Annotated in this window: 14 protein-coding genes; 6 read left to right on the plus strand and 8 right to left on the minus strand. The window is 71.2% G+C overall.

The genetic code is table 11. The features are described from left to right. Window positions 1-50 precede the first annotated feature (50 nt). Window positions 51-1280, minus strand: coding sequence for a DUF349 domain-containing protein (locus OHA17_RS32370; RefSeq protein WP_398881871.1), 1230 nt, complete (start codon window positions 1278-1280; stop codon window positions 51-53). A 203-nt stretch (window positions 1281-1483) separates the two neighbouring features. Beyond that, window positions 1484-2266, minus strand: a complete 783-nt coding sequence (locus tag OHA17_RS32375) for a peptidylprolyl isomerase (protein ID WP_406509441.1) — start codon at window positions 2264-2266, stop codon at window positions 1484-1486. A gap of 152 nt (window positions 2267-2418) precedes the next feature. Here OHA17_RS32375 and OHA17_RS32380 point away from each other — a divergent pair, with 152 nt between their 5' ends. Together OHA17_RS32380 and hisS are read left to right on the plus strand one after the other, a co-directional pair. After that, on the plus strand, window positions 2419-3129 hold the full coding sequence (locus OHA17_RS32380; RefSeq protein WP_406509442.1) for an MBL fold metallo-hydrolase: 711 nt from the start codon (window positions 2419-2421) through the stop codon (window positions 3127-3129). A gap of 14 nt (window positions 3130-3143) precedes the next feature. After that, a complete protein-coding gene (gene hisS, locus OHA17_RS32385) occupies window positions 3144-4406 on the plus strand; it encodes a histidine--tRNA ligase (protein ID WP_406509443.1) in 1263 nt (420 codons plus the stop codon). Between the two features lie 211 nt (window positions 4407-4617). On the opposite strand, the gene OHA17_RS32390 is transcribed toward hisS, so the two are convergent. The 4 genes from OHA17_RS32390 to OHA17_RS32405 are packed head-to-tail and all read right to left on the minus strand — an operon-like array spanning window position 4618 to window position 8163. After that, window positions 4618-5238, minus strand: coding sequence for a response regulator transcription factor (locus OHA17_RS32390; protein ID WP_053723643.1), 621 nt, complete (start codon window positions 5236-5238; stop codon window positions 4618-4620). Beyond that, window positions 5235-6494 carry a sensor histidine kinase gene (locus tag OHA17_RS32395; protein ID WP_406509444.1) on the minus strand — a complete coding sequence of 420 codons (1260 nt, stop codon included), beginning with the start codon at window positions 6492-6494 and terminating at the stop codon, window positions 5235-5237. The genes OHA17_RS32390 and OHA17_RS32395 overlap by 4 nt, the downstream gene beginning before the upstream one ends. Next, window positions 6452-7297, minus strand: a complete 846-nt coding sequence (locus OHA17_RS32400; protein ID WP_406509445.1) for an ABC transporter permease — start codon at window positions 7295-7297, stop codon at window positions 6452-6454. The genes OHA17_RS32395 and OHA17_RS32400 overlap by 43 nt, the downstream gene beginning before the upstream one ends. Continuing rightward, on the minus strand, window positions 7294-8163 hold the full coding sequence (locus OHA17_RS32405; protein ID WP_406509446.1) for an ABC transporter ATP-binding protein: 870 nt from the start codon (window positions 8161-8163) through the stop codon (window positions 7294-7296). The genes OHA17_RS32400 and OHA17_RS32405 overlap by 4 nt, the downstream gene beginning before the upstream one ends. A 147-nt stretch (window positions 8164-8310) precedes the next feature. On the opposite strand from OHA17_RS32405, the gene OHA17_RS32410 reads away from it, so the two are divergent. Further along, window positions 8311-8949, plus strand: a complete 639-nt coding sequence (locus OHA17_RS32410) for a vitamin K epoxide reductase family protein (RefSeq protein ID WP_406509447.1) — start codon at window positions 8311-8313, stop codon at window positions 8947-8949. Between the two features lie 56 nt (window positions 8950-9005). Beyond that, on the plus strand, window positions 9006-10361 hold the full coding sequence (locus OHA17_RS32415; protein ID WP_398881853.1) for a replication-associated recombination protein A: 1356 nt from the start codon (window positions 9006-9008) through the stop codon (window positions 10359-10361). Window positions 10362-10717: 356 nt separating this feature from the next. Here OHA17_RS32415 and OHA17_RS32420 read toward each other — a convergent pair whose 3' ends face one another. Further along, complete coding sequence (locus OHA17_RS32420) at window positions 10718-11398, minus strand: DUF2470 domain-containing protein (protein ID WP_406509448.1); 681 nt, start codon at window positions 11396-11398, stop codon at window positions 10718-10720. A gap of 231 nt (window positions 11399-11629) precedes the next feature. On the opposite strand from OHA17_RS32420, the gene rpsD reads away from it, so the two are divergent. Further along, window positions 11630-12244, plus strand: coding sequence for a 30S ribosomal protein S4 (gene rpsD, locus OHA17_RS32425; RefSeq protein ID WP_053723667.1), 615 nt, complete (start codon window positions 11630-11632; stop codon window positions 12242-12244). Between the two features lie 21 nt (window positions 12245-12265). Here the strand turns inward: rpsD and OHA17_RS32430 are convergent, their stop codons facing one another. Next, entirely contained in the window at window positions 12266-14425 is a 2160-nt protein-coding gene (locus OHA17_RS32430) for an ATP-binding protein (RefSeq protein WP_406509449.1), read from the minus strand. Window positions 14426-14592: 167 nt separating this feature from the next. Here OHA17_RS32430 and OHA17_RS32435 point away from each other — a divergent pair, with 167 nt between their 5' ends. Continuing rightward, window positions 14593-15033 carry a DUF948 domain-containing protein gene (locus OHA17_RS32435; protein ID WP_053723652.1) on the plus strand — a complete coding sequence of 147 codons (441 nt, stop codon included), beginning with the start codon at window positions 14593-14595 and terminating at the stop codon, window positions 15031-15033. Window positions 15034-15039: the final 6 nt, after the last annotated feature.

The following is a 15039-nucleotide window of genomic DNA, read 5'->3' on the forward strand; positions in this document are numbered from 1 at the left end:
CCCCCGGAACCGCAGGGTTCCGGGGGCTTCGCCATGGGGCGGCAGCCGGATCAGCCGCCGAACTCCTCAAGGCCCTTCAGGGCCTGGTCGAGCAGGGCCTGGCGGCCCTCCAGCTCGCGGCCCAGCTTGTCGGCCTTGGCGTCGTTGCCGGCCGCGCGGGCCGCGTCGATCTGCTTCTGCAGCTTGTCGACGGCGTCCTGCAGCTGGCCCGTGAGGCCCGCGGCACGCGCCCGCGCCTCCGGGTTCGTACGACGCCAGTCGGCCTCCTCGGCCTCCTGGATCGCCCGCTCCACGGCGTGCATCCGGCCCTCGACCTTGGGACGCGCGTCCCTGGGCACGTGGCCGATGGCCTCCCAGCGCTCGTTGACCGAGCGGAACGCGGCGCGGGCCGCCTTCAGGTCGGTCACCGGGAGGATCTTCTCGGCCTCGACGGCCAGCTCCTCCTTGAGCTTCAGGTTCTCGATCTGCTCGGCGTCACGCTCCGCGAACACCTCGCTGCGCGCCGCGAAGAAGACGTCCTGGGCGCCGCGGAAGCGGTTCCACAGCTCGTCCTCGGACTCGCGCTGGGCGCGGCCCGCCGCCTTCCAGTCCGCCATCAGGTCGCGGTAGCGCGCCGCCGTCGTGGCCCAGTCCGTGGACCCGGACAGGGCCTCGGCCTCGACGACCAGCTTCTCCTTGACCTTGCGGGCGTCCTCGCGCTGCGCGTCTAGCGACGCGAAGTGCGCCTTGCGGCGCTTGGAGAACGCCGAGCGGGCGTGCGAGAAGCGGTGCCACAGCTCGTCGTCGGACTTGCGGTCCAGGCGCGGCAGACCCTTCCAGGTGTCCACCAGGGCCCGCAGCCGCTCGCCCGCCGAGCGCCACTGCTCGCTCTGCGCCAGCTCCTCGGCCTCCGCGACAAGCGCCTCCTTGGCGTGCTTGGCCTCGTCGGTCTGCTTGGCCTTCTGGACCTTGCGCTCCTCACGGCGCGACTCGACGGTCTTGACGAGCTTGTCGAGGCGCCCCCGCAACGCATCGAGGTCACCGACCGCGTGATGCTCGTCCACCTGCGAGCGCAGATGGTCGATCGCGGTCTGCGCGTCCTTCGCCGACAGGTCGGTGGTCTTCACCCGCCGTTCGAGGAGGCCGATCTCGACAACCAGGCCCTCGTACTTGCGCTCGAAGTAGGCCAGAGCCTCCTCTGGAGAGCCCGCCTGCCACGATCCGACGACCACTTCGCCCTCGGCTGTACGCACATACACGGTGCCCGTCTCGTCGACGCGGCCCCACGGGTCGCTGCTCACAGCGCCTCCTCCACATGATGCCTGCGCGGGGGGTTCGTCCCCCGGGGCATCGTCCACAGTTTCCCGGCGGGTCTCGCCCGCCCTCCACAGCGCGTACGAGCCCGCGCTGCACAACGCCAATCTAGGCGACCGGCCGCCCGGCTGTCCGCACTCAGCGCGGCCGAATTCAGCGGTTCACGCTCGGTGCCGGGCGCCCGGGGGTGTCACTCTTTGGTGACGGCGGCCTTCTCGATGGTGACGGCCTTCTTGGGCGCCCCGTCGCCCGAACCGCCCTCGACACCCTCCTTGGCGACATCCTCGACGGCCTTGAGGCCTGCCGCGTCCATGGTGCCGAACGGCGTGTAGGTGGGCGGCAGTTTGCTGTCCTTGTACACCAGGAAGAACTGGCTGCCGCCGGTGTGCGGCTGGCCGGTATTGGCCATCGCGACCGTGCCCGCCGGGTAGGTCACCGTGCCGTCCGCGCCCGCCTTGCCGAGGCCGGTCAGGTTCTCGTCCGGGATCGTGTAGCCGGGTCCGCCCTGACCGGTGCCCTGCGGGTCGCCGCACTGGAGCACGTAGATTCCCTGCGTGGTCAGCCGGTGGCACTTGGTGTTGTTGAAGAAACCCTTGTCGGCGAGGTACTTGAACGAGTTCGCCGTGTGCGGGGTCTTCGCCGCGTCCATCACGAACTCGATCTCGCCCGCGTTGGTCTTCAGCGACATGCCGTACTTGGCCTTGGCGTCGACGGCCATCTTCGGCTCCGCCGACGCGCTGGGCTGCGCGGACGGGCTGTCCGACGGGGAGGCGGTGTCCGACTTCTTGTCGCTGTCGCCGGAGAAGGCGCCCGTCGCGTAGGCCGCGCCGCCCGCCGCCACGACCACCGCGAGGGCGGCCGCGATGACGGTGTTGCGGCGCCTGGCCTTGCGCCGCGCTTCCTCCCGGCGCTGCTGCTGCCGCTCGAACTTCTCGCGCGCGAGCTGGCGCCGACGCTGTTCGCTGCTGACCACCGGTCGTCTCCTTGTGCGGTCTCGTGGGGTACGGGTACGTGCGTACGAGCTGACTGTGCCCCGTACCGTATATGGGTTCGCTGTGACCGGAGCAGCGCCGGTAGGCTCTGAGCAGCCGTAATCACCCGCCGCGCAAGAAATCGAGGACGATCGTGCTGATTGCCGGGTTCCCCGCCGGGGCCTGGGGGACCAACTGCTACCTGGTCGCCCCCGCCGCAGGCGAGGAATGCGTGATCATCGACCCCGGCCACCAGGCCGCCCAGGGCGTCGAGGAAACGCTGAAGAAGCATCAGCTCAAGCCCGTCGCCGTCGTCCTCACCCACGGCCACATCGACCACTGCGCCTCGGTCGTCCCGGTCTGCGGAGCCCACGACGTACCCGCCTGGATCCACCCCGACGACCGCTACATGATGAGCGACCCGGAGAAGGCGCTCGGCCGCGCCTTCGGCGCGCAGCTCATGGGCGAGCTCACGGTGGGGGAGCCGGACGACGTCAAGGAGCTCATCGACGGCGCCAAGCTGGCGCTCGCGGGCATGGAGCTCACCGTGTCGCACGCGCCCGGCCATACCAAGGGGTCGGTGACGTTCGGGCTGCCCGAGGCGGAGGACATCCCTCCGATCCTGTTCTCGGGCGACCTGCTCTTCGCCGGCTCCGTCGGACGCACCGACCTGCCCGGCGGCAGCCACGCCGAGCTCCTCGACTCGCTGGGCCGCGTGTGCCTGCCGCTCGACGACTCGACCGTGGTGCTGTCCGGCCACGGCTCCCAGACGACCATCGGCCAGGAGCGCGCCACCAACCCGTACCTGCGGCAGGTGGCCGCCGGCCAGGGAGAGGGCATCGCCTCTCCCCGACGAGGAATGTGACGAGAAGTCTTCCCATGAGTACTTTCCAGGCCCCCAAGGGCACGTACGACCTGCTCCCGCCGGACTCGGCGCGCTTCCTCGCCGTGCGCGAGGCCATCGCGGCGCCCCTGAAGCGGTCGGGCTACGGCTACATCGAGACCCCGGGCTTCGAGAACGTCGAGCTCTTCGCGCGCGGTGTCGGCGAGTCCACCGACATCGTCACGAAGGAGATGTACGCCTTCACGACCAAGGGCAACGACAAGCTCGCGCTGCGCCCCGAGGGCACCGCGTCCGTGCTGCGCGCGGCCCTGGAGGCCAACCTGCACAAGGCGGGCAACCTCCCCGTCAAGCTCTGGTACTCGGGCTCGTACTACCGCTACGAGCGCCCGCAGAAGGGCCGTTACAGGCACTTCTCGCAGGTCGGCGCCGAGGCGATCGGCGCGGAGGACCCGGCGATCGACGCCGAGCTGATCATCCTGGCGAACGACGCGTACCGCTCGCTGGGCCTTCGCAACTTCCGCATCCTGCTGAACTCGCTCGGCGACAAGGAGTGCCGCCCGGTCTACCGCGACGCCCTCCAGGACTTCCTGCGCGGGCTCGACCTGGACGAGGACACGCTGCGCCGGGCCGAGATCAACCCGCTGCGGGTGCTCGACGACAAGCGGGACGCGGTCCAGAAGCAGCTGACGGGTGCCCCGCTCCTGCGCGACTACCTGTGCGACGCCTGCAAGGCGTACCACGAGGAGGTGCGCGATCTCCTGACGGCGGAGGGTGTCGCGTACGAGGACGACGCGCGGCTCGTGCGCGGCCTCGACTACTACACCCGCACGACGTTCGAGTTCGTCCACGACGGTCTGGGCTCGCAGTCCGCGGTCGGCGGCGGCGGTCGCTACGACGGCCTCTCCGAGATGATCGGCGGCCCCGCGCTGCCGTCGGTGGGCTGGGCGCTGGGCGTCGACCGGACGGTCCTCGCCCTGGAGGCCGAGGGTGTCACCCTCGAACTCCCCTCCACGACCAGCGTGTTCGCGGTCCCGCTGGGCGAGGAGGCGCGGCGCGTGCTCTTCGCGAAGGTCACGGAGCTGCGGCGGGCGGGCATCGCGGCGGACTTCTCCTTCGGCGCGAAGGGCCTGAAGGGCGCGATGAAGTCCGCGAACCGCTCGGGCGCCCGCTTCACCCTGGTCGCAGGCGAACGAGACCTGGCGGAGGGCGTGGCCCAGCTGAAGGACATGGAATCCGGGGAGCAGACCCCGGTGGCCCTGGATTCGATTCTGGACGCGGTGCGGGAGCGGCTGGGCTGAGGAGGGCGGGGTGGGCGCAGCCCCCAAGCTCTTGAGGAGCAGGGCGAAAATCAGCCCGTCCGGCGCTTGAGGATCGGGGTCCGGGGCGGAGCTCCGAAGGGGGTGCAGGGGGCGAAGCCCCCGCAGGGGGTCCGGGGGCGTTGCCCCCCCCGGACTCCCACCTCAGCCCCCTCTCACCCCCGGAGGGTCTCGGGAAGGGGCGGGGCGGGGGCTAAATCAGCCCCAACCCCATCGCCCGCGTAACCGCCGCCGTGCGGTCGTCCACCCCCAACTTCCCGAAGATCCGCACCACATGCGTCTTCACCGTCGACTCCGCGACGAACAACCGCCGCCCGATCTCGGCATTCGTGCACCCCTCGGCCACCAGCCGCAGCACGGACACCTCCCGCTCGGACAGCCGCGGCCGCTCCGGCCGAGCACGGAGCTGGTCGACGAGGCGCCCCGCGACGGAGGGCGCCAGAACCGTCTCGCCCCGCGCAGCGGCCCGCACCGCCTGCGCCAGCTCCCCCCGCGCGAGGTCCTTGAGCAGATACCCCGCGGCCCCCGCCTCCACGGCCCGCAGAATGTCCCGGTCCGTTTCGTACGTCGTCAGGACGATCACCCGGCACGGCAGCCCCGAGGCGGTCAGGCGGCCGATCGACTCGACCCCGTCGCCGCCGGGCATCCGCAGATCCATCAGCACGATGTCCGGCCGGAGCTCCGCGCACAGCGCCTCGGCCTGCGGGCCGTTGGCGGCGTCGGCCACCACTTCCAGGTCGGGCTCGGCCGCGAGCATCCCGCGCAGCCCCTCCCGTACCACCGGATGGTCGTCGGCGAGCAGGATGCGGATCACGGAGAGCTCCTCAAGTGCGGTGCGGGGGCGGGCAGTTGAACGATGACCGCGGTCCCCTCGCCCGGCGCGCTGCGGACCTCCGCGGTGCCGCCCACCTCGGCGGCCCGGGCCCGAAGACCGGCCAGGCCGTACCCCGTACGCGGCGCCGAGGGGTCGAAGCCGCTTCCCTCGTCCCGTACGGACACGGTCAACGAGGCCTCACCGTATGCGAGCGTGAGCCGCACCGGTGCCCCGGGGCCCGCGTGCTTGCGGGCGTTGGAGAGCGCCTCCTGGCAGGACCGCAGGGCCACCACTTCGAGCCCGGCGGGCAACTCCCGCACGGATCCCGTCACTTCGAGCCCGGACGGGGGCTCGTGCCGGTCGGTGAGGCGGCGTACCGCGTCGGGCAGTGAGCCGCCGTCCAGGTCCGCGGGGGCGCCGCCGGCGACCAGGGCCCGGGCCTCCGCCAGGTTCTGGCGGGCGGTGGACTCCATGAGGTCGAGATGGCGCCGGGCCAGCGGAACGTCGTGGTCCAGTTCCGTCTGGACGGCCTGCACCAGCATCAGCACGCTGGTGAAGCCCTGCGCGAGGGTGTCGTGGATCTCCCGCGACATCCGCTCCCGCTCGGTGAGCGCGCCGCGCTCCGCCGAGAGCCGGGCCACCTCCTCGCGGCTCGCCTCCAACTCCCCGATCAGCGAGGCCCGTTCCTTGCTCTGCTCGATGATCCGGATGACCCAGGCACCGAAGAACCCGGAGAAGGCGAGGGTGGCCACCGCGAAGACGGAGTTGAAGAAGACCACCTGGGACTCCGGCCGCCAGATCAGCGCCCAGCCCGCCACGGGCACGACGTTCACGACCGCCATCGTGACCATCGCCCTGCGCAGCGGCAGGAGCATGAAGCAGGGAGGCGCGAGCGCGAAGGTGATCAGCCGGGTCTCGCCGACCAGGAACGCGGGCGGCAGGAAGATCACCACCGAGGCCAGGATGTAGCGCAGGGACTGCCGCTCGTCGGCCCTGTCGCTGAGCATCGCGGGCCGCCCGGCCCGCAGATACCAGGGGATGAGCAGCGACATCAGCGCCACCGCGGTGATCCGGTACGGCAGCGACGGGAGGTCGGCGCCGAGCACGAACACCGCGGTCGCCAGCCACACCACCGTGAAGTAGGCGTCCCACGGCAGGAACGAGCGGTCCCACACGTGGGTGTCGCGCGCTCCCGCCGCGGCCGCGAACTCCGTCAGCCGTCGCGGCGGCTCTTCCACCTGAAGGTCAGCAGACACAGGACCAATCCTCCGATGCACCAGGCGCCGAGCACCAGCGCGATCCGTCCGAACTCCCAGGTGCCCGCCTGTTCGAGGACCGCGGCGGACTGCGGCAGGAACACCCCGCGGAAGCCCTGGCACATCCACTTCAGCGGGAACAACGCGCTGATGTCGAGCAGCCAGCCCGGCACCGTGCCCACCGGAATGTAGACACCGGAGATGAACTGGAGCACCAGGAACGGCAGGACGACCACCGAGCTCGCGCTCCTGCCCGACTTGGGCAGGCTGCTGATCGCGATGCCGAGCAGGGCGCAGCCGGTGAGGCCGAGGACGAAGATCCACGAGAACTCCAGCCACTTCGCCGCGGTCGTCGGCAGGTCGAGGCCGAACAGGGTCGAGCCGAAGACCAGCAGCACCGCCGTCTCGGCGACGCCGGTGGCGAGCACCAGCCAGACCTTGCCGAGGAAGTACGCGGCCGGCGGCATCGGCGTGCCGCGCAGCCGGCGAAGGACCTTCTCGTCCCGCTCGATGGCGATCGAGATGCCAAGGGACTGGAAGCTGACCGACATGATGCCCGACGCGATCATGCCGGCGGCGTACAGCTGTGAGGCGGTGATCCCGGCGCCCTCGACCTGGCCGCTGAAGATCGACGCGAAGAGGGCGAGGAAGACGACCGGGAAGGCGAAGGTGAAGATCACCTGGTCCCGTCGGCGGACGAACTGCTTGATCTCCAGGGCGCCGCGGCGCAGGCCGAGTGACCAGGTGCCGGGCAGCCGGGGAGCCGCCGCACGGGAGGAAACGAGGGTGTCGGTGGTGGTCATCGTGCTTCCTCCTGCTGCGGGTCCAGCTGGCCGGTGAGCCGCAGGTAGACGTCCTCAAGGGTGGGCCGGCCGATCCGGAGGCCCGGGATCTCGCCGTCGAAGCGGTGCATCAGCTCGGCGACGGTGCGGGTCGGCGTCTCGGTGCGCAGGGTGCGCGGCGAGCCGTCGGCCTCCGTCCACTCGACGGTGGCGCCGGTGCCGAGGCTCTGCCGCAGCGCGGCGGGCTCGCCCTCGGCGACGACCTTGCCGCCCGCGATCACCGCGAGCCGGTCGGCGAGCGCCTCCGCCTCCTCCAGATAGTGCGTGGTCAGGACGATGGTGGTGCCCTCGCCCGCCAGCAGCCGGATCAGCTCCCAGAACTGGCGCCGGGCCGCCGGGTCGAAGCCGGTCGTCGGCTCGTCCAGGAGCAGCAGTTCGGGGTCACCGATCACACCGAGCGCCACGTCCAGGCGCCGCCGCTGGCCGCCCGACAGGCCCTTGATCCGGGCCGACGCCTTCTTCTCCAGGCCGACCAGCGCGATGACCTCTTCCGGGTCGCGGGGCTTCGGGTAGTAGCGGGCGAAGTGGTGCACGGTCTCGCGGACCGTGAGCTCGGCGGGCGCCGACTCGTCCTGCCAGACGATGCCGACCCGCGAGCGCCAGGCCCGCCCGGCACTCGCCGGGTCGGCCCCGAGGACCGACACCTCGCCGCCGTCCCTGCTGCGGTGGCCCTGAAGGATCTCCACCGTGGTGCTCTTGCCGGCCCCGTTGGGGCCGAGGATGCCGAAGACCTCTCCGTGCCGGATCCCGAGGTCGAGTCCGTCGACCGCGGTGACCTCGCCGTACTGCTTGCGAAGTCCGCGTACATCAACCGCCAGTTGTGTCATGGCAAAGAGCGTCCCGCGGAGGCGTCGGCTCAGGCACCCTCGTGCGGACCTTCTTATGTCCATCGAACGGTGGACAGTGCGCCCGTGCGGCAGAATGAGGCGGCGGCAGCACAGGCAACCACGATGACGGGATGACGGACCGGCGCTATGACCACAACACTTGACGACGTCTCCTCCGACTCCGGACACCGAGAGGTGAGCAGCGAGGGGGCGGTCGGCGGCAGCCGCGCCTTCGCCTGGCTGCTCGTGATCACCGGCGTGGCCGGTCTGGTGGCGGCCTGGGTCATCACGCTCGACAAGTTCAAGCTGCTCGAAAACCCGAACTTCGTGCCGGGCTGCAGCCTCAACCCGGTCGTGTCCTGCGGCAACATCATGAAGAGCGACCAGGCGGCCGCCTTCGGCTTCCCGAACCCGATGCTGGGTCTGGTCGCCTACGGCATGGTCATCTGCGTCGGCATGAGCATCCTGGCGGGCGGCCGGTTCCGCCGCTGGTACTGGCTGACCTTCAACGCGGGCACGCTGTTCGGCGTCGGATTCTGCAGCTGGCTCCAGTTCGAGTCGCTGTACCGGATCAACTCGCTCTGCCTGTGGTGCTGCCTGGCGTGGGTCGCCACGATCTTCATGTTCTGGTACGTGACGTCGTTCAATCTCCGCAAGGGCCTGCTGCCGGCGCCGGCGTGGGCGAAGAAGTTCCTGTCCGAGTTCACCTGGGTGCTTCCGGCGCTGCACATCGGGGTCATCGGCATGCTGATCCTGACCCGCTGGTGGGACTTCTGGACCAGCTGACCTGGGTCCTTCCGGCTCCGGCGGCGTTGTCAGTGCCGTGACATAGGGTTCTTGACGTGGAACCCGACCTGTTCACCGCAGCCGCAGAGGACCGCCAGGAGAAAGACCCGGCGGGCAGCCCTCTGGCCGTACGGATGCGCCCGCGCGTCCTCGACGAGGTGGTCGGCCAGCAGCACCTCCTGAAGCAGGGCTCGCCGCTGCGGCGCCTGGTGGGGGAGGGCGCCGGCGGCCCGGCCGGACCGTCCTCGGTGATCCTGTGGGGCCCGCCGGGCACCGGCAAGACGACGCTCGCGTACGTCGTCTCCAAGGCCACCAACAAGCGGTTCGTCGAGCTCTCGGCGATCACCGCCGGGGTGAAGGAAGTCCGCGCGGTCATCGACGGGGCGCGCCGCGCGATCGGCGGCTTCGGCAAGGAGACCGTCCTCTTCCTCGACGAGATCCACCGCTTCTCCAAGGCCCAGCAGGACTCGCTGCTCCCCGCGGTCGAGAACCGCTGGGTCACTTTGATCGCGGCGACGACGGAGAACCCGTACTTCTCGGTGATCTCCCCGCTCCTGTCCCGCTCCCTCCTGCTCACCCTCGAACCGCTCACCGACGACGACCTGAAGGCGCTCGTCCAGCGAGCGCTCACCGAGGAGCGAGGTCTGGGCGGCGCGGTCACGCTGCCCTCGGACGCCGAGGCCCACCTGCTGCGCATCGCGGGCGGCGACGCGCGCCGGGCGCTGACCGCCCTGGAGGCGGGCGCCGGCTCCGCGCTCGCCAAGTCGGAGCAGGAGATCACGCTCCAGACGCTGGAGGAGACGGTCGACCGGGCGGCCGTGAAGTACGACAAGGGCGGCGACCAGCACTACGACGTGGCGAGCGCCCTGATCAAGTCGATCCGCGGCTCGGACGTGGACGCGGCGCTGCACTATCTGGCCAGGATGATCGAAGCGGGCGAGGACCCCCGTTTCATCGCCCGGCGCCTGATCATCTCCGCGAGCGAGGACATCGGTCTGGCGGATCCGACCGCGCTGCCCACGGCGGTGGCGGCGGCTCAGGCCGTTGCCCTGATCGGCTTCCCCGAGGCGGCCCTGACGCTGAGCCACGCCACGATCGCCCTCGCGCTCGCCCCGAAGTCCAACTCGGCGACGACGGCGATCGCCGCCGCGATGGAGGACGTCCGCAAGGGCTTGGCGGGCCCCGTTCCGCCGCACCTGCGGGACGGCCACTACAAGGGCGCGGCCAAGCTCGGCCACGCCCAGGGCTACGTCTACCCGCACGACGTGCCGGGCGCGATCGCCTCCCAGCAGTACGCCCCGGACGCGGTGGCGGACCGGCGCTACTACGAGCCGACGCGCTACGGAGCGGAGGCGCGGTACGCGGACGTGGTGGAGAAGGTGCGGGAACGTTTGGGCCGGGCCCAGGACTAGCCCCCACCCCGCCCCTTCCCGAACCCTCCGGGGGTTGTCGTTCGGGTGCGGCCCGGTGGTCGTTTCCTGGGGCTCCGCCCCAGACCCCAATCGCGCCTTAAGGGCGCTCGTCCTCAAACGCCGGACGGGCTGAAGATGCCGGTGCCGGCCAGGACCAACCTGCCAGGGGCGCGGGGAACTGCGCGACCAGCCAGCCACGGCCCGCAGTGGAAAACCGACCACATCTAGCCCCTCCGGCGTTTGAGGAGCGGTGGCCCGGAGGCAGCGCCCCCGGAACGGACCTCAGCTCACTCCCACCCTCGGAGGCCACGCGGCGGAGCCGCAGAGTGTCACAGCGGGAAGGGGCGGGGTGGGGACTACCCGGCCGCCGCCTCGAAGAGCTGGTGCATCGCGCGGCGCAGGGCCGTGATGTCCCCCACCGGATCGGGGAAGTCGAACCGCGCGTCGAAGGTGTGGCCGTCGGTCCGGCCGAAACGTACTCGCAGGCCGAAGCGGTCGAGCGCCAGCGGGGTGACCCTGGCCACCCCCTCCCGCTCCACGAGCCCGCAAAGCAGCCGCACCTGCTCGCCGTGCGCGGAGTCGAGGTGCTGGAGCAGCTCGGTCTCGTGCCGTACGAGGGGATCGGGCGCTGCCCGGGCGAAGTCCTCGGGGGCCACCGCGCTCGCGCCCCACAGGTCGTCCACGTAGGCGTCGCCGACTTCGAGGCGGAGCATCATGCGGCCCGGGCCCGCCTGCCCCGGCACCCGGGTCAGCCAGCCGGAGACCCAGGCCCGGCCCCGGATACGGTGGGGGACGGACACCGGAGCCACGTCAGTGATCTCCAGGACGGCCCGGACCTCGTCGTCCTGGGCGTGCGTTGCGGCCCGTACGGCCGGGGAATCGGCGGGGAAGTCCAGGAACAGGTCGCCGTCCGGACCGACGCTGCGGACGTCGGCCGTCAGCTGCTCCGGGCGGGCCCCGGCAAGGCCGGGTACGAGCAGCACCGCCGAGCAGGTACTATGTACGAGAGTTCGTGTGCGCTCGGCTGCTGACGGCATCCGCGCGATTTCAAGTCCGCTGGGACGCGGCTGACCACGATCTGATCGGACCTCCGTCACGTGCCCGGCCCCATGCTTCGACTGGGGGCTGGTGGAGTCGACCCCTCCTGTGGGAGCAAGGTCGGCCTTCTTCGTGCTGTCCGTGATGTGACTGGTGTTCCCCGGACGCGACATGCGATCTCCTTGAGTAAGGTGAGCCTAACCTAACCCAACCATGGAGGTTTGGAGAACGTGCCTAACCAGTCGCGTCCCAAGGTCAAGAAGTCTCGTGCGCTCGGCATCGCGCTGACGCCGAAGGCCGTCAAGTACTTCGAGGCCCGCCCCTACCCGCCGGGCGAGCACGGCCGTGGCCGCAAGCAGAACTCGGACTACAAGGTCCGTCTGCTTGAGAAGCAGCGTCTGCGCGCCCAGTACGACATCAGCGAGCGCCAGATGGCGCGTGCCTACGACCGCGCCAAGAAGGCCGAAGGCAAGACGGGCGAGGCGCTGGTCGTCGAGCTTGAGCGTCGCCTCGACGCCCTGGTTCTGCGTTCGGGCATCGCCCGCACCATCTACCAGGCCCGCCAGATGGTCGTGCACGGTCACATCCAGGTCAACGGTGGCAAGGTCGACAAGCCGTCGTTCCGCGTCCGTCCGGACGACGTCGTGACCGTCCGCGAGCGCAGCCGCGAGAAGGTCCCCTTCCAGGTTGCCCGCGAGGGTGGCTACGCCGGCGAGGGCGAGACCCCGCGCTACCTCCAGGTGAACCTGAAGGCCCTGGCCTTCCGCCTGGACCGCGACCCGAACCGCAAGGAAATCCCGGTCATCTGCGACGAGCAGCTCGTCGTCGAGTACTACGCCCGCTGATCCAGGCGTAACACCGGAGCCTCAGCGCTTCAGCCCGCCGTCCCCCCGCTCCGCACGGAGCGGGAGGCGGCGGGCTTTCGCATGTGCGGCCCCCTCGTGCGGCTGCCCCTCACATCCGGGCGCCAACTCCCGTACGCCGTCGGTCACTTGACCCAGCACCCGGGCCGCCGCGGCGTCCGTGTCGAGGCGGGCGCCGAGCCGCCGGTGCTCCTCGTACGCCGTGTCCCCGAGCCGCTCCCTGGTCCGCTCCTCGCAGAGGACGTGCGCCGCGTAGAAGTACGCCGAGCCGAACAGGGGCAGGCCCACCGATGGCCAGATCCGCTCGGCGGCCCCTTGCAGGACGGCCGCCTCCGCCGGATCCCCGGTGCCCACCTCGACGAGCGCCAGCATCTCCAGGGTGAGCACCGTGCCCACCAGATCGTGGAAGGCGTGGTTGACCGCGAGCGTCTCCCGGAGCAGCCCTTGCGCGCGCTCCGGATCGCCGCCGTACCAGGCCGCGTACGCCAGGACGTACAGCGCGTAGGCGCGCGCCCAGCGCTCCCCGTGGTCCTCGCAGATCTCCACGACCTGCTCGCACACCGAGACGGCCTCCTCAAGACGGCCCCGGAAACCCACCGCCATCGCCATCTCGACCTGGCCCATCAGCACATTGCTGTTGAGCTCGCCGACCTCGTCGTACCCGGCGAGGGCCTCGCGCGGCAGCTCCTCGGCGCGCGGCATGTCGTCGGTGACCAGGGCCAGACAGCCCGTGCGGTGCGCGGCGTACGCCGCGGCCACCGGATCGCCGCAGAGCTCGGCCTCCTCGCGGCACTCCTGCAGCGCGGCGATCGCCGCCACCGCGTCGCCCTGCAGCACCGCCACATGGCCGAGCACCCACAGCGCCTTGAGACGTGAACTGTCGTGCCCGCTCTCGGCGTCCAGCACCTGGGCCAGCCAGTGCCGCCCCTCGGCGAGGCGCCCGCAGCCGGCCCAGTAGAACCAGAGCGTGGCCGCGAGGTACTGGGCCAGGTGCGCGTCCTCGGGCGAGCCGAGCGAGAACTCCATCGCGGCGCGCAGATTGGGCAGTTCGCTCTCCACGCGCGCGGCCACCTCGGCCTGGCGGGGGCTGAACCAGTCCAGCTCGCACCAGGTGGCGAGCCCCAGGTACCAGTCGCGGTGGCGCCGGTGCAGCCGGTCCGCGTCGCCCGTCGCCGCCAGCCACTCGCCGCCGTACTCGCGGACCGTGTCGAGCAGCCGGTAGCGGATGCCGAAGGGGCCGCCCTCGCGCGTCACCACCGACTGGTCGAGCAGCTCGCCCAGGACGTCGAGCACCTCCGCCGGCGGCAGATCGGGGCCCACGCAGATGTACTCGACGGCCTCCAGGTCGAAGGCTCCGGCGAACACGGAGAGCCGCGCCCACAGCAGCCGCTGCGCCGCCGTGCACAGTTCGTGGCTCCAGCCGATGGTCGTGCGCAGCGTCCGGTGGCGGGGGAGCGCCCCGCGCCCGCCGCCGGTGAGCAGCCGGAAGCGGTCGTCCAGTCGGTGCAGCAACTGCTCCACCGACAGCGTCCCGAGCTGGCCGGCCGCCAGCTCCAGGGCCAGCGGAATCCCGTCGAGCCGGCGGCACAGCTCGGCGGCGGCCGCCTCGTGCCCCTCGGCCGGCCGCTCGCCGGCCCGGCCGCCGGCCGCGCGCTCCGTGAAGAGCCGCAGCGCGTCCTCGTCGTACATCGGGGCCAGCGTGAACACCTGCTCGCCGTCGATCCTGAGCGGCAGCCGCCCCGCCGCCAGGACCCGAAGGCCCGGGCAGGCGCGCAGCAGCTCGCGTAAGAGCTCGGCGCAGGAGTCCACCAACTGCTCGAACCCGTCGATCACCAGCAGGGGTTGGCGGTCGGCGAGGTGGTCGAGCAGCAGCCGGCGCGGCGGTCTCGCCGTGTGGTCGGTCAGGCCGAGCGCCTCGACGACCGCGTGGTCGAGCAGGCCCGGATCGTTCAGAGCGGACAGCTCGATCAGGCGGACCCCGTCGCAGTACCGTTCCTGCTCCGCCGCGGCGGCCGCGGCCCGCAGTGCGATACGAGTCTTGCCGACCCCGCCGACGCCGGTCACGGTGACCATGCGCGCCTCGCCGAGCAGTCGGTCCAGACGGTCCAGTTCTCGGTCTCGCCCGACGAAACGGTTCAACTCTGCGGGCAGGTGGGAGCGCATGGAACACGCGGCGTACTCAAGGGTATGCACTGCGTACAATCGGGTTGCGCCGCTCCGCTTGTGGCCGCCCGGAATGCGGTACGGGAAGCCATCCCCGGCGCGATAGGGTCGGAGGACTACCTTTTTCGAGGTTTTCGAGTTCCGACGGGTTGCGGGGAGCGGTGCAAGTGTCCGGTGGAGAGGTGGCCGGGATCCTGGTGGCCGTCTTCTGGGCGATCCTGGTGTCCTTCCTCGCGGTCGTTCTCGTGAGGCTGGCCCAGACGCTGAAGGCGACGACCAAACTGGTCGCGGACGTCACCGACCAGGCCGTCCCGTTGCTCGCGGACGCCTCCACCGCGGTGCGCTCGGCACAGACCCAGCTCGACCGGGTCGACGCCATCGCGTCGGACGTCCAGGAGGTCACCTCCAACGCCTCCGCGCTCTCCACCACCGTCGCCTCCACCTTCGGAGGCCCGCTGGTGAAGGTGGCGGCCTTCGGGTACGGGGTGCGCCGGGCGATCGGCCGCAAGGGCGCCGCCCCCGCCGATGTGCCCGCCCGGGAGAGCCGACGTAACGTGATCGTCGGGCGGACCGTGCCGTCCGCGCGGCGCTCCAAGCGAAAGGGCTGACGCTGC

Origin of the sequence: Streptomyces sp. NBC_00212 (genome assembly GCF_045206365.1) — a bacterium.
Taxonomy (GTDB): domain Bacteria; phylum Actinomycetota; class Actinomycetes; order Streptomycetales; family Streptomycetaceae; genus Streptomyces.

Bases quoted from the DNA above. Each gene is read 5' to 3' on its own strand.
- hisS (WP_406509443.1), top strand. From the start codon at position 3,144: ATGAGTACTTTCCAGGCCCCCAAGGGCACGTACGACCTGCTCCCGCCG.
- OHA17_RS32400 (WP_406509445.1), bottom strand. From the start codon at position 7,297: ATGACCACCACCGACACCCTCGTTTCCTCCCGTGCGGCGGCTCCCCGG.
- OHA17_RS32405 (WP_406509446.1), bottom strand. From the start codon at position 8,163: ATGACACAACTGGCGGTTGATGTACGCGGACTTCGCAAGCAGTACGGC.
- OHA17_RS32410 (WP_406509447.1), top strand. From the start codon at position 8,311: ATGACCACAACACTTGACGACGTCTCCTCCGACTCCGGACACCGAGAG.
- OHA17_RS32420 (WP_406509448.1), bottom strand. From the start codon at position 11,398: ATGCCGTCAGCAGCCGAGCGCACACGAACTCTCGTACATAGTACCTGC.
- OHA17_RS32430 (WP_406509449.1), bottom strand. From the start codon at position 14,425: ATGCGCTCCCACCTGCCCGCAGAGTTGAACCGTTTCGTCGGGCGAGAC.